This window comes from Thermococcus cleftensis (assembly GCF_000265525.1).
Taxonomy (GTDB): Archaea; Methanobacteriota_B; Thermococci; order Thermococcales; family Thermococcaceae; genus Thermococcus; species Thermococcus cleftensis.
In genome coordinates this window covers 1,671,441-1,687,905 of record NC_018015.1, presented here as the reverse complement: position 1 = coordinate 1,687,905, position 16,465 = coordinate 1,671,441, and the positions used below count along the sequence as shown (strand labels likewise).

Here is a 16,465-nt window from a genome sequence, read left to right as displayed (position 1 = left end):
GATGACGCGGTCCTCCCTCGAGCCCATTTGGGGGTGAAAGCATGAGAATAAGCCCCATCGAGGAGTTCCCCCGCGATATAGTGCCCGTTGAGATTCCTCCCCACACCACGATGCTGAGGGGCATAGGCTGGGACTCCAACGTTTACCTTGTGAGGGACGGGAGGGAGGCCCTCGTAGTGGACACCGGCACCGGCGTTAACTGGCACGTCTACGCTGAAATCTGGGAGAGGGAAGGCCTCCTCAACGGCGTTGAGAGGGTCACGATATTCAACACCCACGAGCACTTCGACCACGTGGGCGGGAACATGGCCCTGGCGGACTGGCTGAAGGGGAAGGGCATTGAGGTTCTCTTCGCCGCCCACGAGGTTACCGCAAAAACGCTGGAGAAGGGAGACGACTACGTGATTCTGGCCTATTCCTACGGGAGGAGGTTCGAGGCGCAGAAGGTTGATCTCCACATGAGGGAGGGCGATGCGCTCAAGGTCGGCTCACTGGAGCTTGAGCTGATTCACACGCCCGGCCACACGGCGGGAAGTTCGTGCCTCTACCTCGACGATGGTGAGACGAGGGTTATGTTCACCGGCGACACGGTCTTCAAGGGAACCGTAGGCAGGGTGGATCTGCCGACAGGGAACGGCTGGAAACTTCAGGAGAGCCTCGAAAGGCTCAGGGATTACGACGTTGATTTCGGCCTTCCTGGACACGGCTGGGTCATAAAGGACTGGAGAGAGAACATCGATGAAATCCTGGGGTGGCTCTGATGCGAAAGGGGACTGTGAAGGAGGTTCTGGCCAAGATAAAGTACGACCCGAGGGAGGACGAAGGGGACTACTACATCGTAATCGAACATCGCGGGGCCTACGGGAATATAAAGAAGATTCCCGTGGGAATGATAGAACTGGGGCACGGTTACTTCTTCGTCGGCGATGCCCAGATTCCATACCACCGCATACTCCAGGTGGTTAGGCGGGACGGGACGGTAATATGGGAGACGAGGAAGCTCTAGCCGGACTCAGGACACCACCGTGAGTTCAGACGTCAGGAGTGCCCACTCCCTCGGCTCGAAGGCTTCCTTTACCGCGGATACGATCAGGTAGCCGCCGTGGAGAAGGGCGCAGTCCTTTAGGTAGATGAGTATGTCCACAGCGCTTTTGAAGCCCAGCTCGAGGGCGATGTAGCCGAGGTTCTGAATGAAAACGGCCCCGTATCTCCCGTCCTTCGCACTCTCTCGCAGGAACTGACATAACCGTTTCTTGAGGGCAGGAAAGGCCTCCGGGCGAATCGAGTGGTCCGAATCAGTTTTGGTGACCCAGATGACCTCAATCTTTCTGTCCATGAACATTTCCAAGAAAACCTCCGGCTTTTCCCTGATCACGGCGATGAGAGGAGTCCACGATGGAAGGTCGAGGAGGAAGTACCTGGCCTTGAGATCATCGGTGAAGAGGTACCCTCCCGGTTTCAGTGATGCAGGGGACAGGTTCTTCTCCTCAAGGGATACTATGAGTTCGTACATCTTTCTTATAGCCTGATAGTGCTCCTCCTCCATTGCCGCGAGGCTGAGGGCAAGGGTTCTTGTGTCTTCATCGTCGGCGACACTGGCCAGCAGCTCGTACGTCTTCTTGGCAAAGAGCTCGCTCTTCATGCAGTACTCCAAGGCCGAGACGTAATCCCCAACTTTCTCGAACTCGGGATAGAACGGTGCAACCTCAACGGAAGGGGCATCGACCTTGGTGGGTTCTTCGTTGGGATATAACTTCTTGAAGAGGCGGTAGAGCCAGTCGCGGTGTTTCCGGCTTTCCTCACTCATCTTGAGAAAAAGGGCCTTCACACTAACTCTACCCGCCTTCTCGGCAAGTCTGGCGTAGTACTTTGCCTCTTCCTCCTCATTGAATATGGCGTAGCTCAAAAGCTCTTTTGGGGACTTGGATCTCAAGGCCTCGACGACTCCCACCATGAGATCCGTGTTACTAATGTTGGGTTCCATGTTATCAGAACCTCCCGTTGGTTAATTATTCGAACAACGGAAAAGCTTTTCTATCCCCCGGGAAACCGGTGACCATGATAGACGCCCACGCCCACTTCGAGTTCTACAAGAAGGACGCGCCACGCATAATCGAGGAGTGCAGGGGAGAGCTGAGGGCGGTCGTGGATTCCATCACAGAATACAGAAAAGCCCACGTCTGGAAGAGCTGGGGGCTGTTAAAGCCCTACTTCGGCTTCGTCTTTCCAACCCTCGGCTACCACCCGAACGAGGCCAGGAGGGGCAACTGGGAGAAGGTGAAGAGGGTGGGGGAGTTCATTCTTGAGCACGGGGACGAGATAGTGGCGGTGGGAGAGATAGGCCTCGACTACCACTACGCGGAAAACGAAAGGCAGAGGGAGAACCAGAGGGGGATTTTCAGGCACTTCCTCGAACTTGCGATCGAGCTTAAATTGCCGGTTGTGATACACGCTAGAGAAGCCGAAAGGGAGGCCTTCGAGCTCGTCCAGAGGGCCGGGGTTAGGGCGTACTTCCACTCCTTCGCAGGGAGCGTCGAGCTCGCGAGGGAAATCATCGAGAACGGCCACGTCGTAGGGATTAACACCGGAGTAGTTTTCATACCCGAGGTGCAGGCCGTTGCGAGGGCCATAGAGGTCGATCACCTCCTCGTCGAGACGGACAGCCCCTACATGAGCCCCGTAAGGGGGCAGAGGAACGTTCCGTGCAACGTGAAGGTCGCGGTTGAGTGGATAGCGAGGCTTCAGGGAATTGAGTTCGATGAAGCCGAGGAGGTAACGGAGAAAAACGCCGTTGAGTTCTTTGGTCTGGAGGTGGGAAGATGAAAGTCGAGGAGGTTGAGAGGGTAAGGGCGCTTTTGGAGGAGCTCGGGGAAGATGCCCTCATCGCAAGGCTTGACTCCTTCGTGAAGCTCAACGAGGGTCTGGAGAGCAAGAAGGGAGAGGACTACGTCCGGCTCTCGGTCCTGAGCTTCCTTGAGGGCCTGCTCATGAGCCTAAAGCTGAAGTACCCCGAGAACGGGGAAATCGGTGAGCTGTACGAGGAGGTTAGGGCAAGGAGGGCCGAGCTGGACGAGCTGTTCAGGAAGCCGGCGATGCAGAACCTTCAGTAGAAGTCCGGGAAAAGCTCGACCTCCTGGACGTAGCTCCTCCTCAGCTTCAGTGCCGTGTAGGCCCTCTCAAGCTCCCTGCCGAGATAGAAGGCGTGCCTCGGGCTTATCTCAAAGTGCCCCAGAATTGTGTCGATTATCGCGTTTGGCTCGTCTCCGACTACCGTCAGAACTGCTTTGGTTCCCCTGTGGGCGTTCACCCATATCCTTCCGTTTTCGACCCAGATGCGGAAGTAGACCGGCTCAAGCCCCACCGGCCTTTCCCTCGCCTCGACGACCTTTTCAGCGGGCTCGAAGCTCCACACCGGGCTTCTCTTCTCCTTCAAAATCAGCAGGTCGAAGCCCAGATCCTTCGGCATCTCAAAGAGGTTCATATCTATTGCCCTCCTAAGCTCCCTTACAGAACCCCTCGCCTTTGCGCTCGTCTCCGTTGTGAGGAGCAGGTTTATTGAAAGCTCCTTCGCGATTCCAGCGAGCAGGGCGTTCATCCCAACGCTGTCGGCGTCGTAGAGTTCAACCACGTTTCCAACCCCCGCCAGAAGAACATCGTCCGGATTCCTCTCGCGGTAGAGCTGGAAGGCCGTTATCGAGCGCGTCAGGTGGGGGACGTGCTCGAGTATTAAATCCGGAATCACCGCCTTGTAGCCGATGTCAAGGGCACTCTCCTTTAACCTCTCAAGGAACTCGACCCTCCCAGCCGGTTTGGCCGGGAAGAATCCCTTCCTCTGGTTGGTCGGGATTAAAACGACGGGCTTTTCAGTTACGAGATCCTCAAGGTTGCCGGCATCAACGCTCAGGAAGAGGTCGGCGTAGCTCAGAGCTTTCTCGATTTCGGCCGTGCTGAGCGAGTCGAAGCTGATTGGAACGTCGAAGCCATTCTCTTTAAGCTCCTCGCGGATTTCGGGGATTAGCTCTACGAAGTCAGGGTTCGTCTCGCCCGCTATCATTCCAATGTCGATTATATCGGCTCCCTCGCGGAGGTAGTGGAGGGCCTTCTCAATCGTCCCCTCAACTCCGAGCCTTGGGGCATCGACGACCTCGCCAAGTATCCTCGCAGGAAAGTCCCTTCCGACCGGAAGGTTTCCGATGAGAACGTTCCAGGGCTTTTTGAGGGCTTTCTCAATGTAGCGCTTATCCTTCGTTCTGTTCCTGATGTCTTCGACCCTCTTGAGCCCGTCGAAGGAGAAGAGCTTGTCCGCGGGAACCTCTTTGCTCAGTTTGAAGCCGTTTTCAATCGCCTTCAGCGTCTGAGGAATGTCCATCGCGTTCCTCGGCCCCTTGAATGCAGGGATTCCGAGTTCGTCTTCGATGGGCTGAGCGGAACCCCTGACCATGCCAGGAATGATAATGAGGTCGTAATCTTCGCTCTTTATGCCTCCCTTTTTCAGGTAACGGACTATCGTCTCGGGCGTCAGGAATGCCGCAACGCTGACCGGCGTGACGAAGACGTCGTAGCCCTGCCCGTACTTTCTAACGAGTGGCTCGGCGAGCCTTCCCGTGACGAGGAGGATTCTCATGGTTCCTGGTTGGAAGGGGACTTATAAAGCTCTTCCGCCAGGGACCATCGAAAGGTTTTTGTTCCCGCAGGAAAAAATCAACTCAAGGTGGTAATATGGAGGCCCGGAACGGCTCTGTTGGAATAGTGTTTGGCGAATCAACGACCGACCACTTCACCTTCATCGTGAACCCGAGGAACGAGCTCCCCCGCTTTGGAGAGTTTCTTGTGGTGAGGAACAGAGAGGGCGACGAGGTTCTCGCGCTCCTTAAATCGATAAGAAACCTTAACTGGCTCATGGAGGCAGGCAGAGGAAGCTATGACTACGTGGAAAAAACAGTCAACGTTTTCTCCCGCGGAATCCTTGACAAGAGCGAGGAAATCCTCGCAACAGCAAAGGTCCTCGGCGTCCTGAGAACGAGGGACGGGGAGTTCCTGACGAAGCCAGCCCCGAACCGCGTCCCCATAAAGCCGGGCGAGAGGGTTTACCTCGCGAGGGACGAGGACCTGGAGAGAATCTTTGCCAATGGACACCTCAGGATTGGAAAGCTCATCGCGAGGAGCAACATAGAGGTTCGCCTCGACGCAAACAGGCTCGTTTCCAGGCACTTCGCAGTCCTGGCCGTTACGGGAGCCGGCAAGTCCAACACGATAGCGGTTCTCACCAAAGAGCTGGTGAGCAACGTGAACGCGACTGTGGTGATACTCGACCCGCACGGCGAGTACCAGAAGCTCAGCTGGCCGGGAGCGAGGGTGAACCCGATAAAGGCCACCATAGACCCCGGAAGGATAAGGCTAAGCGAGTTCGCGACGCTCCTCGGCATAGCAGAAAACGCCAGCCTGCAGAGGCGCTTCCTCGGACTGGTCTACAGAACCGTGAGGGAGGAGATGAGAAGAGAAGGCAAGGTCGTCGGCGGAATGCCCTTCATTCACGCGATGGAGGACAAGATAGAGGAGTGGATAAGAATATACGAGAACACCGACGACAAGATAATCCACTACTACGACGAGAAGGGCATCGAGACGCCCAGAAAAATACAGGCAAGGGATTTGGAAGCCCTGATAAGGCTCAAGGACTACCTCAGCGAGCTTAGGGCCAACTTCGGCGAGTTCATCAGCCCAGTTAATGTGCTCAGCGAGATAAGGCCCGGAATGGTGAACGTCATAGACCTCAGCGGAATGGAGGAGGAGCAGATGATAACCCTCGCGAGCTTCGTCCTCCGCGGAATCCTTAAGAACCGCATCGACTACGTCAAGGGCTCAAGAACCGGCGACAGGAACCTGGTGCGGGAAGTTTCGGAGGCGTATCCTGCTCTCACCAAGCCCGTCCTGGTTATAGTTGAGGAGGCCCACATATTCGCGCCGAGGGGCGAGAAGAACCCCGCAACGCTGTGGCTCGGCAAGATAGCGAGAGAGGGCAGGAAGTTCGGCGTCGGTCTGGGCATAGTGTCCCAGAGGCCGAAGAAGCTCGACGACGACATACTCAGCCAGACAAACACCAAGATAATCCTCAAGCTCGTCGAGCCGAACGACCAGCGCTATGTTCAGCAGGCGAGCGAGCAGATAAGCGAGGACCTGCTGAGCGACATAGCATCGCTGGGCGTCGGAGAGGCGGTTATAGTGGGCTACGCCATAACGATTCCCGCGATGGTCAAGATATACAGCTTCGAGAGGGACTTCAAGGGACACTACGGCGGCGGGGATATAGACATAGTGGAGGAGTGGCTCGAGGGGAAGGAGGAAGATGTCAGCGAGGAGGAGGCCATAGCGGCCCTTCCGCTGTGAGGTGTTAGAATGAGGTTCGCGCACATAGCAGATGTTCACCTCGGAAGGGAGCAGTTCAACCAGCCCTTCCGCTACGAGGATTACGTCAAGGCGTTCCGCGAGGCGGTGGATAGGGCAGTAAAGGAGAGGGTGGACTTCGTACTCATCGCCGGCGACCTCTTCCACGTGAGCAGGCCCTCGCCGAGAACCCTGCGCGACGCCATAGAAATCCTTGAGATCCCTAAGAAGAAGGGAGTCCCAGTCTTCGCCATAGAAGGCAACCACGACAAAACGATAAGAGAGGCTTCGGTCTTCGACCTACTCGAGCACCTCGGCCTCATCAACACCGTCGGGCTGAGGCGTGAACCCGGGAACGGGGAGTTCTTGAGGAGCAGGAGAATCGGGGACCGTTATTTGGTATGGGGCGAGGTTGGGGGCCTCAGAATACACGGTCTGAGACACCACACGCGCTGGCAGCTCATAAGGGGAAGCACCAACGTGCTGAGGGCGCTCTTCAAGGGGAGCGACGGCATATTGATGCTCCACCAGGCGGTGGATTATCTCTCAAAGGACACCCCCTACCAGGACGCCTTCGACCTCAAGCTGAGCGAACTCCCCGACGGCTTCTCCTACTACGCCCTCGGCCACATTCACGTGAGACGGGTCGCTGAGCCGTCCCAGACCGGCCTGAGCGGGCCTCTGGCTTATCCAGGCTCTCTGGAGAGAACCGATGTGAGGGAAGCCAGCCACCTGATAAGCTACGGCGAGAGGGACAAAAAGCCCAGGGTAAGGGAGAACCGCGACGGAGTTAAGGGGTTCTACATAGTCGAGGACTTCCAGCCGGAGTTTGTCGAGGTTGATGCCAGGCCATTCTACTCAATCCGCGTGGCCGGAAGCTCAAAGGCCGAGCTCAGGAGGAAGGTGGAGGAGGTTGCCTCGCTGATTCCGAAGGAAGCAATAGCCGTCATCTACTTAGAGGGCACCGTGAAGGGCGGGATAAGCCTGGCCGAGTTCGGTGACCTGCTGAAGGATTCGGGCGTAAAGTACTACACCTTCAGGAGCAGGGTAACGGGTGAAGCCATAATCTCGAAGGAAACCGTCACCGCCGAGGAACTCTTCACGGACTGGGAACGGGAGCTGTTGATGCACCTCAGGGCCGAGCCCAGGGAATTCTCAAGCTCTCTCGACGAGTTCCTCGACTGGCTGATGGAGAAATACCGGGCGGGGATCCCGGTGCCCCAGAAGAAGCCGAGTCAGGGAAATGAACAGAGGCCGGGGGTGGAGAGAAAGTCCCCCAAAAAGGTGGAGGAAAAAGAATCCCACAAGGGGGGAGAGAGTGACGATGGAAAAAAGATGGGGAGGCCCAAGGTGCACAGGCCGGCCAAACCGTCGAGCCTCGACGCCTGGCTGAGGAGGGGTAAGCCGTGAGGGTCAGGAGGATAGAGATTCAAAACTTCAGGGCCCACAAGAAGAGCATCGTCGAGTTCAGCGATGGGATAAACCTCATAGTCGGCCAGAACGGTGCCGGAAAGAGCTCAATCCTGGAGGCAATCTTCGCCACCCTCTACCTCGGCCACCCGAGCTTTCCGAGGGGCTACCTCAAGGCCAACACGAGGGTCGGCAAGGGCGAGCTCTCCCTGACCCTTGAGTTCGAGCACGGGGGAAAGGTGTACCAGATAACGAGGACCACAAAGAAGAACGAGCTGCTGGAGGACGGCCGGCTCATAGCCGAGAAGAGCTCGGACATAGCCAGGTGGGTGGAGAGAAACGTTTACCCGCTCCAGGTTTACACCAACGCCCTCTACATACGCCAGGGCGAGATAGAGGGCATAATAACCAACCGCGAGGTAATGGAGAAGGTCCTCCGCAAGGTTCTGGGAATCGAGGACTACGAGAACGCCGAGAGGAACGCGGCGGACGTGATGAGGGAGCTCAGGAGGAGAAAGGAGAGCCTCTTGAAGCTCATCGAAAGAAAGAAGGAAACCGAGGAGAGCCTGGCCGGGGCGGAGAGGAGGTTCGGCGAGACGCTTAGGAAGATAAGCGAGCTGAGGAAAGAAGAGAGGAAGCTGTCCTCGGAAGTGGAGAGGCTGGAGAAACTCTACGGTGAGCTGAGGGGGAGAAAGGAACTGATAGGAGAGCTGGAGAAGAGGAAGGCCCTCACCGAGAAGTCCATAGCGAGCGAGATGAGGCTCCTGGAGGAGCACGGCAAGCGAATAGGGGAGCTGGAGAAGGAGCTGGGGGAGCTTGAAAAGGCCCTCAAGAGGCTTGAGGAGCTGAAGCCAGTTGAGAAGGAGTACGAGGAACTCAAGAAGCTCCTCAGCCTGAAGGACGAGCTGTCAAGGATCGACGTCAAGACGTCGGCCCTCAGGGAGAAGCTCAGGGGAATCGACGAGCGCCTGGAGAGGGAAAAGGAGCTAAGGAAAAAGCTTGAGGAGCTGGAGAAGGAGGAAAGCTCAGCGAGGAAGGAGTACGAGAGGCTCAAAGAGCGCCACCGCCTCTACCAGAGGGCACTCCGCCTCGTGGAGGAAGCCGAGAGGTACAGGAAGGAGCTCGAAAGGGCCGGCCACACCATCGAAACGCTCGAGGAGGAGTTAAGAAAACTTGAGAAGGCCAAGGAAGATCTTGAACTAATCAGGGAAGAGGCGACGGGGATAAGGGAGAGGATAGCCTCGCTCAGGGGTAAGAAGGCAGAGCTGAAAGGCAACATAGAGAGGCTCGAGGGGGCGAAGATATGTCCCCTATGCCGCAGGCCCATCGGCGAGCACGAGGGCGACGAGATATTCCGGGAGTACGAGACCGAAATCTCACGCATAGATAGTGAAATCCGGAAGCTCGAGAGGGATCTGGAGAAGCTGTCCGAGAGGGAAAGGGAGCTGAAGAAAATCCTGTCGGGCGAAGCTAAGCTCATACGCCTCAAGAAAACCGCCGAGCTATTGGCAGAGGTCGAAGAGAAGCTGAAGGAGCTGAACATCGAGGAGCTAGAAAGGGACGCTCTGCTCTTTGAGGAGACGAAAGAGAGACTCATAGGCATAAAAAAGGAAATCCGGAGCCTGAAGAGTCAGCTTGAAGAGCTGGAAGGACTCAGAGGAGAAAAGGAAAGGGTGGAGAACCAGCTGAAGGAACTCGAAGAGCGGAGGAGTAACCTGCTCAAACGGCTCAGGAAGGGGGGCTTCGTCTCGTTTGATGAGGTCGAAAACAGGCTCAAGGAGCTGGAACCGGCTCACAGGGAGTTCCTGTCGCTGAGGGGCGTGCCTGAAAGGGCCAGAACCATCGAGAAGCGGCTGGAGATGGAGAGAAGAAAGGCGGAGGAAGCCGAGAAGAGGATAGCCGGGCTGAAAGAAAAGCTGAAGGAGATTGAGAGGGAGCTCGAGAGGGCGAGGGAAGGCTTTTCCGAGGAAGACTTCAGGAGGGCAGAGAAGGATTACGTGGAGGCCTCAAAGGCCCTCGAGAGAACGAGGGCTGAGCTTGAAGGAGCCAAGGAGCTGAGGAACGAGGTGGCGAGGCTCATCGACGAGCTCAGGGCGAAGCTCGGGGAGATACGGGAGGCAGAAAAGGAGCTCGAGCTGGTGGAGAGAGCCCTCGCGGACGTGACGGCGTTCAGGGAAAAGGTGGCAAGGCTCAAGGCGGAGGAGGAACTCAGGGGGCTTGAGGAGGTCCAGAAGCTGGCGGGAGAGCTGTTCTCGGAGATGACCGAGGGCAAGTATCAGGGGGTTAAGCTGAGGCGCGAGAAAAAGTACGGAAAGGAAAGGATTGAGCTAAGGATTCTCTACGCTGGCAACGAGGTTGGAATCGAGTTCCTCAGCGGGGGTGAGAGGATAGCCCTCGGCTTGGCCTTCCGCCTTGCCCTGTCGCTCTACAAGGTGCGCAACCTTGAGCTCCTGATACTCGACGAGCCGACGCCGTTCCTCGACGAGGAGAGGAGGAAGAAGCTGGTGGAAATCATATCCAGCCAGCTCAGGAAGATACCGCAGGTCATCATAGTCTCCCACGACGAGGAGCTGAAGGACGCGGCGGACTACGTGATAAGGGTCACCAACGCAGGCGGGGAGAGCAGGGTGGAGGTGGAGAGCATTGGAGCGTATTGACGACAGGCACCTTGAGGAAATCAAGCGCTTCCTTGAGGAGAGCAGGGGAGAGCTTGGAAAGCTCGTCCCCCTCGTGAGGAAGCACTACGAGTGGGAGAGCCTTCCCGAACCCAAAAAGGCGAGCGTTTACGCCGTCGATGGGAGCAGAATGGCAAAGAGGCTGAGCGGGGCAATAATCTACGCGGTTTCGGCCTCGGCAGTGGGGAATGACCTCTACTACTGGAACGACATCGGGGCGCTGTTCCCCTACAGCAACGCCGACGACAGGATAAGGGTCCACATGGACACCCTCGAGAAGAGAATGGGTGCGATGATAGCCGAGAAGGCCGACCTAGTTCTCATGGACGGCACGATAAGCGGTGCCCTCATAAGACCGCCGAGCTACGCCAACTCGACGACTCAGAAGCTCTACTCCACCCACGGGAGGAACCTGCTTGAGGCCTCGCTGGACTTCCTTGACGCTTTAAACATCAAATGGAAGGAGTGGAGGAGAGAACTCAGGAAGGGCGTCATCTCAGGTCCTTCCCTGCTCGCGCGCGGGAGGGAGGGCAAGAGCATCTTCCAGATACTCATGGAGAAGGGTTCGAAAAGCCTGAAGAGGAACCTCTGGTGGGTCGGTGACACAGAGAACTTAATCGTCCTATTCGAATACCTTGAGTACCTCCACGCCCTCGACAGGCTCCTTGACGGCGAGATAGCCTCGATAGCGAAGACCTTCTACCGCTCCGACGTTATACAGACTGTTGCAGAGAGGGAAAGACTGAAGAAAGTTCCAATAATGGTGGACACGCCGGTGGTCGCTTCCCTCACGGGGAAGAGCGGTTACCTGCGCTTCTCCTACCGGAAGGGACCCAAGGACAGGCTGGCGAAGCTAATCCTTGACCTCATGGAGCACGGCATGTTCCCGAACCTCCGCGAGATTCTTGTGCTTGACGAGAAAAACAACATCGTGGACGCGAGGATAAGGCCAGCGTACATTCGCTTCGCCGACGGCGGGTTAATTTACCTCCTTGAAGTGCCCGAAAAGCAGGACTTCGAGGAGACGCTGGCAAAGCTCCTCTCTGTGGCCGAGGACGAGTATGTGATTCCCCTTGAGTACGCCCATCACTCGGTCGTCATCAAGAAGAGGGAGTTCGACGCCTACGTTGATGCAATCCTCAGCGCCATCGTCGGCGAGGACGAGAGCTATCTGAACTTCCTGCGCTACGGAAGGGAACCACTGGAGTGATGGAGATGATCGGGGCTGGAACGTGACTTCTACGAGGTCCATTCGAGGTACTTCAGGATTTCAACGCCGTAAGTCTAAAACGGTGAGGTATGGGGGAATAACGGTTAGAGTTCCCGCTGGGGAGGACGTCGAAAAACTCCGAAAGATGCACAGATAGTGGCAGCCTGCGTTCTAAATGGAACAGGAAGATAGCGACGTTCGACATAGACTTCGACGATGTTCCCGAGCTCTCCGTTCTCAGATAGGCTCAGGCACGGGTCCAGCTCATCACGGGTCAGGCGAGGGTGTCGTCATCATCGCCCGGAAACGATCCAGTGTAATACACAATGCTTAAATTTGTAGTGCACAATACCCTTTTGGTGAACCACGTGAAGTCCGCCGTCGTGAGCGTTCGGGTTCCACCCGAGCTAAAGCGCGAGATGGAAAAGTACGACATCAACTGGAGCGAGGAGATAAGGGACTTCATACGCAGAAAGATCGAGGAAGAAGAGAAGAAGAGGACGCTCCAGGAGGTAATCAAGCTCGTTGAGTCCCTCCCTGGGGTGCCGGAGGGAACGTCAAGGAGACTCGTGAGGGAGGACCGTGAGGGTCATTGACACCTCGGCCCTCTGCAAGTTCCTCCTCAAGGAGGAGGGCTGGAAGGACGTGATACCCTACCTCCAGCCAGACGAGAACCCCCACGCTGTTGAGATACTGCTCACCGAGACCGCCAACGTGATCTGGAAGAACGTGAAGGTTTATGGAAATCTCAGCCAAGAGGAAGGTGAAAAGCTCCTCCAGGCGCTTGAGCTCCTCGCCGACAAGGAGGTAATCACTATCGAGGAGAACCGGGAATACCTGAGGCGGGCCTTCGAGCTGAGCGTTGAGCACGGAATAGCGATCTACGATGCCCTGTTCATAGCGCAGGCGGAGAAACTCCACGCCACGCTAGTCACCTGCGACAGGAAGCAGGGGACGGTCGCGGAAAAGATAGGGGTGGAAGTTGTCCTCCTTTAATCAAAGCCCGGCTTCCTGACGTTTAGGACTTCCCTATTGACCAGAGTCGGCGGGACTTCACCGTTCTTGAAGGCTATGAGATTCTTAGCGACGAGCTCCGCCATTCCCTCCCTGGCCCCAAAGGTCGCACTGCCTATGTGCGGGGTCAGAACCACGTTGTTCAGGCTGAAGAGCTCCTTGTTGTAGTACGGCTCTTCCTCGTAGACGTCCAGACCAGCTCCGGCAATCCAGCCCTCCTTGAGGGCCTTAACGAGCGCGCTGGTATCAATGACCTTACCGCGCGCGATGTTTACCAGTATCGCCGTGCTCTTCATTAGCTTAAGCTCCCGCTCGCCTATCAGGTGGTAGGTTTCCTTCGTGAGGGGAACGGCCAGGACCACGAAGTCGCTCTCCTTAAGGAGTTCCTCCAGCGGTTTAAACTCCGCGTTGAGCTCCCTTTCTACCTCTGGCTTCCTGCTCCTTGAGTTGTAGAGGATTTTCATGCCGAAGCCCCTGGCGCGCCTCGCCACCGCCTGACCGATTCTGCCGAAGCCGATTATCCCTATGGTCTTGCCGTAGACGTCGTAACCCAAAAACCAGCGCGGGTGCCAGGCGACGCCTTTCTTCTTCCACTCGCCGGAGCGGGTGAATCGATCGGCTTCAACGAGCCTCCTGGCAGTGGCGAGCAGAAGAGCCCAGGCGAAGTCAGCGGTGGCGTCAGTGAGGACGTCGGGCGTGTTGGTGACGTATATTCCCCTTCTAGTGGCCTCCTCGACGTCTATGTTGTCGTAGCCGACGGCGTAGTTCGCCACGATCCTCAGCCTCGGCGCCGCATCGAAGACCTCGGCGTCAATCCGCTCGCTGAGCATTGTAACGAGGGCGTCCACATTTTTAACCTTCCGAAGCAGGACCTCCCTCGGAATCTCGTGCTCGTCCTCCCAGACCTCGACCTCAAAGTGCTTCCTCAGCATCTCGATGCCGTTCTCGGGAATGGAGCGCGTGATGAGAACCCTCGGCTCCACGTTCCCACCCCCATCGATGGTATGCGAGGGATATAAAAACCCTGACGGTGAGCAGTGGACATGCTGAAAGGAAGAACAGAGACCCTGAGCGACGACGGCCTCGGCCTTCTTCACGCAGGGAACAAAACCGTTCACGTTCCCTTCGCCTACCCCGGCGACAGCGTTCGGGTTAAATCAACGAAAAGGCGGTTTGGAAGGTTAATCGCCCGGGACGTTGAGCTTTTAGAACCCTCCCCGCTCAGGGCAACCCCTAAATGCGGGCACTTCGGTAAATGCGGCGGCTGCCTCTGGCAGGGAATGAAGTATAAGGAACAGCTGAAACTCAAAGCGGAGCTCTTCGAGCGGATAACCGGGATAAGCGCCGAGACCAGGGGCTCGCCGAGGATATGGGGCTTCAGGAACGTGAGCAACTTCATAGTTACAACCGCTGGAATCGGCCTCAAGGAGTACGGAAATCCGCTCGGCGTCGTTGGGCTTTCAGAGTGCCCGGTTTTCTCGAAGAGGACGCGCGGGTATCTTCGCGCTTTGAGAGAGTTTTTAGCTGAAACAGGCCTCAAGCCATGGGATTTGAGGGAAAAACGCGGCGAGGTTCATTACCTCCAGGTCAGGGAGGGCAAGTTCACGGGCGAGGTCATGGTGAACCTCATCGCCCACGTCAGGCCTTCAGAGGAAGTTCTGGAGGCCTTCGTAGATTATTTCTCCTTCGCCGATTCCATCTACTGGAGCGTCAAGGCCGATGAAAGGGACGACCCGAGGGGCGAGCCGCTTCACGTCTCCGGGGAGGAGCTGATACGCGAGCGCATCGGGAACGTTACCTACCTCATTCACCCCAACAGCTTCTTCCAGACCAACAGCTATGCGCTTGAGCTGCTCCTCAGGGCGGTTGAGGGCTTCGCCGAGGGTGAAAAGGTCCTCGACCTCTACTCCGGCGTCGGAACGTTCGGCGTTTACCTAGCGAAGAGGGGCTTTTCGGTTGAGGGAATCGAGGCGAACCCCTTCGCGGTGGAGATGGCCAACAGGAACGCCGAACTGAACGGCGTTAGCGCCACTTTCCGTGTCGGCAGGGCGGAGGAGGCCCGGATTGGAGACTACGGCACGGTCATAGTCGACCCGCCGAGGAGGGGGCTGAAGGAAGCGGGTGAGCTCTTGGTGAAGAGCGGCGTTGAGAGAATCATCTACGTCTCCTGCAATCCGCGGGCGTTTAAACTCGACTACGAGAACCACCTGGCGAAGGCCTATCGCGTTGAAGGGGCGATCTTGGTGGACATGTTTCCGCACACGCCGCACGTTGAGGCCGTGGTGGAGCTCGTGAGGGAAGGGTAACTATCTAACGGACATTGCTCCCGCAACTTTTAAATAGTTGAAACGCGAGTATTATACTCATGAGTAGACAAAAGTTCATAGACAGGGAACGCGAACTGGAGTTCCTTGAGAGGGCATACTCCAGCGATAGGGCCGAGTTCCTTGTGATCTATGGCAGGAGGAGAATCGGCAAGACCGAACTGCTGCTGCACTTCGCAAGGGATAAGCCACACGTCTACTTCCTGGCAACGGAGAGGCCTTACCGTGACAACCTGAGGGAGCTCCAGAGACTCCTGTCGGAATTCCTCGGGGACAGGCTCTTCGGGAAGGTGACCTTTGAGGACGTAGACGAGCTCCTCATGGCGTTCGCCGAAAGGATTGGGGACGAGAAGGTAATCTTGATAATCGACGAGTTTCCCCTGTTAATCGAGCACCATCGCCCGGTCCTCTCGCTCCTTCAGAAGGCGTGGGACCTGAAGCTGTCTGAGACAAGGATAATGCTTATCCTCTGCGGTTCAAGCGTTTCGGCGATGGAAAGCGAGGTTTTGGCCTACAAAAGCCCCCTTTACGGAAGGAGAACCGGGCAGTGGCGCTTAACCGAGATTCCCTTTTTCCACATCGGGGAGTTTCTGCCCGGCTACACCGTTGAGAACATTGTGAAAGTGTACGGCATCACTGGGGGAATTCCGGCGTACCTGCTCCAGTTCGACCCGAAAAAGGGCTTCGACGAGAACGTGGTTGAAAACGTACTCTCGAAGGGCGCCTTCCTCTACGAGGAGGCGGAGTTTCTGCTCCGCGAGGAGCTCCGCGAACCGGCCAACTACTTCGCGATACTCCAGGCCATAGCGAGCGGAAGGAGCAGGTTCGGGGAGATAGTGAACTCCACCGGACTCGACAAGAGCCTCGTGTCGAAGTACCTAGCCGTTCTCCAGAGGCTCGGAATTGTGGAGAGGGAGGTTCCCGTTACCGCGACGCTTAAGGAAGCAAGCAAGAGAGGGCTGTACTCGATAGCCGACAACTACTTCGCCTTCTGGTTCCGCTACGTGCTGCCGAACAAGGGCTATCTTGAGGCAGGACTGGCGGAGGAAGTCTGGGAGCGCTCGAAGAGCGACTTTAACGCCTACATGGGTTCCGTCTTCGGGAAACTCATCAGGATTCCGGAAGTTTTCTTAAGGCTCACGGGGTTCCGCTTCACGAAGCTCGGCCGCTGGTGGAGAAAAGGCGAGGAGATTGATTTGCTGGCCCTGAACGAGATGGGGAGGAGGGCTTTGCTCATTGAAGTCAAGTGGAAGGAGCTGAGCGAGAGGGAGGCTAGGGGGATTTTGAAGGATTTGGAGAGAAAGGCAGGACTTGTTGGCTTGGAGGACTGGGGGAAGAACTATGGGCTGGTGGCCAAGAGTTTAGAGGGGAAAAAAGAGCTGAGAGCTGAAGGCTGGCTCGTCTGGGACTTGGAGGATTTCAAGGAGAAAGGATAGAAATCCGAGAAC

The 16,465-nt window shown here is 56.7% G+C and carries 15 protein-coding genes; 12 read left to right on the top strand and 3 right to left on the bottom strand.

Annotated features, from left to right (window positions below; all coding sequences use genetic code 11):
- Positions 1-41 precede the first annotated feature (41 nt).
- Positions 42-761, top strand: a complete 720-nt coding sequence (locus tag CL1_RS09110) for an MBL fold metallo-hydrolase (RefSeq protein ID WP_014789588.1) — start codon at positions 42-44, stop codon at positions 759-761.
- Positions 761-1,006 carry a DUF504 domain-containing protein gene (locus CL1_RS09105; RefSeq protein WP_014789587.1) on the top strand — a complete coding sequence of 82 codons (246 nt, stop codon included), beginning with the start codon at positions 761-763 and terminating at the stop codon, positions 1,004-1,006. Before CL1_RS09110 ends, CL1_RS09105 begins: the two co-directional genes overlap by 1 nt.
- 6 nt (positions 1,007-1,012) lie before the next feature.
- Here CL1_RS09105 and CL1_RS09100 read toward each other — a convergent pair whose 3' ends face one another.
- Entirely contained in the window at positions 1,013-1,984 is a 972-nt protein-coding gene (locus tag CL1_RS09100; RefSeq protein ID WP_014789586.1) for a DUF835 domain-containing protein, read from the bottom strand.
- Between the two features lie 74 nt (positions 1,985-2,058).
- Here CL1_RS09100 and CL1_RS09095 point away from each other — a divergent pair, with 74 nt between their 5' ends.
- Both CL1_RS09095 and CL1_RS09090 read left to right on the top strand, forming a co-directional pair.
- Positions 2,059-2,823 (top strand): YchF/TatD family DNA exonuclease, encoded by a 765-nt coding sequence (locus tag CL1_RS09095; RefSeq protein ID WP_014789585.1) that lies wholly within the window; start codon positions 2,059-2,061, stop codon positions 2,821-2,823.
- Positions 2,820-3,110 (top strand): DUF3216 domain-containing protein, encoded by a 291-nt coding sequence (locus CL1_RS09090; protein WP_014789584.1) that lies wholly within the window; start codon positions 2,820-2,822, stop codon positions 3,108-3,110. Before CL1_RS09095 ends, CL1_RS09090 begins: the two co-directional genes overlap by 4 nt.
- Here the strand turns inward: CL1_RS09090 and CL1_RS09085 are convergent.
- A complete protein-coding gene (locus tag CL1_RS09085; protein ID WP_014789583.1) occupies positions 3,104-4,624 on the bottom strand; it encodes a dihydropteroate synthase-like protein in 1,521 nt (506 codons plus the stop codon). The genes CL1_RS09090 and CL1_RS09085 overlap by 7 nt on opposite strands.
- Before the next feature lie 95 nt (positions 4,625-4,719).
- Here CL1_RS09085 and CL1_RS09080 point away from each other — a divergent pair, with 95 nt between their 5' ends.
- The 6 genes from CL1_RS09080 to CL1_RS09055 all read left to right on the top strand — a co-directional run bounded on the left by CL1_RS09080 (position 4,720) and on the right by CL1_RS09055 (position 12,675).
- Positions 4,720-6,387: an ATP-binding protein gene (locus CL1_RS09080; protein ID WP_014789582.1), complete on the top strand. Its 1,668-nt coding sequence runs from the start codon at positions 4,720-4,722 to the stop codon at positions 6,385-6,387.
- Positions 6,388-6,396: 9 nt separating this feature from the next.
- Positions 6,397-7,794, top strand: coding sequence for a metallophosphoesterase family protein (locus CL1_RS09075; protein WP_014789581.1), 1,398 nt, complete (start codon positions 6,397-6,399; stop codon positions 7,792-7,794).
- Positions 7,791-10,451 (top strand): DNA double-strand break repair ATPase Rad50, encoded by a 2,661-nt coding sequence (gene rad50, locus CL1_RS09070; RefSeq protein WP_014789580.1) that lies wholly within the window; start codon positions 7,791-7,793, stop codon positions 10,449-10,451. The genes CL1_RS09075 and rad50 overlap by 4 nt, the downstream gene beginning before the upstream one ends.
- The gene (locus tag CL1_RS09065) at positions 10,438-11,679 is read left to right on the top strand and encodes a DNA double-strand break repair nuclease NurA (protein ID WP_014789579.1); all 1,242 of its coding nucleotides are present in this window, start codon (positions 10,438-10,440) and stop codon (positions 11,677-11,679) included. Before rad50 ends, CL1_RS09065 begins: the two co-directional genes overlap by 14 nt.
- Before the next feature lie 326 nt (positions 11,680-12,005).
- Positions 12,006-12,275: a type II toxin-antitoxin system VapB family antitoxin gene (gene vapB, locus CL1_RS09060; protein WP_014789578.1), complete on the top strand. Its 270-nt coding sequence runs from the start codon at positions 12,006-12,008 to the stop codon at positions 12,273-12,275.
- Positions 12,262-12,675 (top strand): type II toxin-antitoxin system VapC family toxin, encoded by a 414-nt coding sequence (locus CL1_RS09055; RefSeq protein ID WP_014789577.1) that lies wholly within the window; start codon positions 12,262-12,264, stop codon positions 12,673-12,675. Before vapB ends, CL1_RS09055 begins: the two co-directional genes overlap by 14 nt.
- On the opposite strand, the gene gyaR is transcribed toward CL1_RS09055, so the two are convergent.
- Positions 12,672-13,676, bottom strand: coding sequence for a glyoxylate reductase (gene gyaR / locus CL1_RS09050; protein WP_014789576.1), 1,005 nt, complete (start codon positions 13,674-13,676; stop codon positions 12,672-12,674). The genes CL1_RS09055 and gyaR overlap by 4 nt on opposite strands.
- Before the next feature lie 60 nt (positions 13,677-13,736).
- Here gyaR and rlmD point away from each other — a divergent pair, with 60 nt between their 5' ends.
- Together rlmD and CL1_RS09040 are read left to right on the top strand one after the other, a co-directional pair.
- On the top strand, positions 13,737-14,999 hold the full coding sequence (rlmD, locus tag CL1_RS09045; RefSeq protein WP_014789575.1) for a 23S rRNA (uracil(1939)-C(5))-methyltransferase RlmD: 1,263 nt from the start codon (positions 13,737-13,739) through the stop codon (positions 14,997-14,999).
- 59 nt (positions 15,000-15,058) lie between these two features.
- Positions 15,059-16,453, top strand: a complete 1,395-nt coding sequence (locus CL1_RS09040; protein WP_014789574.1) for an ATP-binding protein — start codon at positions 15,059-15,061, stop codon at positions 16,451-16,453.
- Positions 16,454-16,465 lie beyond the last annotated feature (12 nt).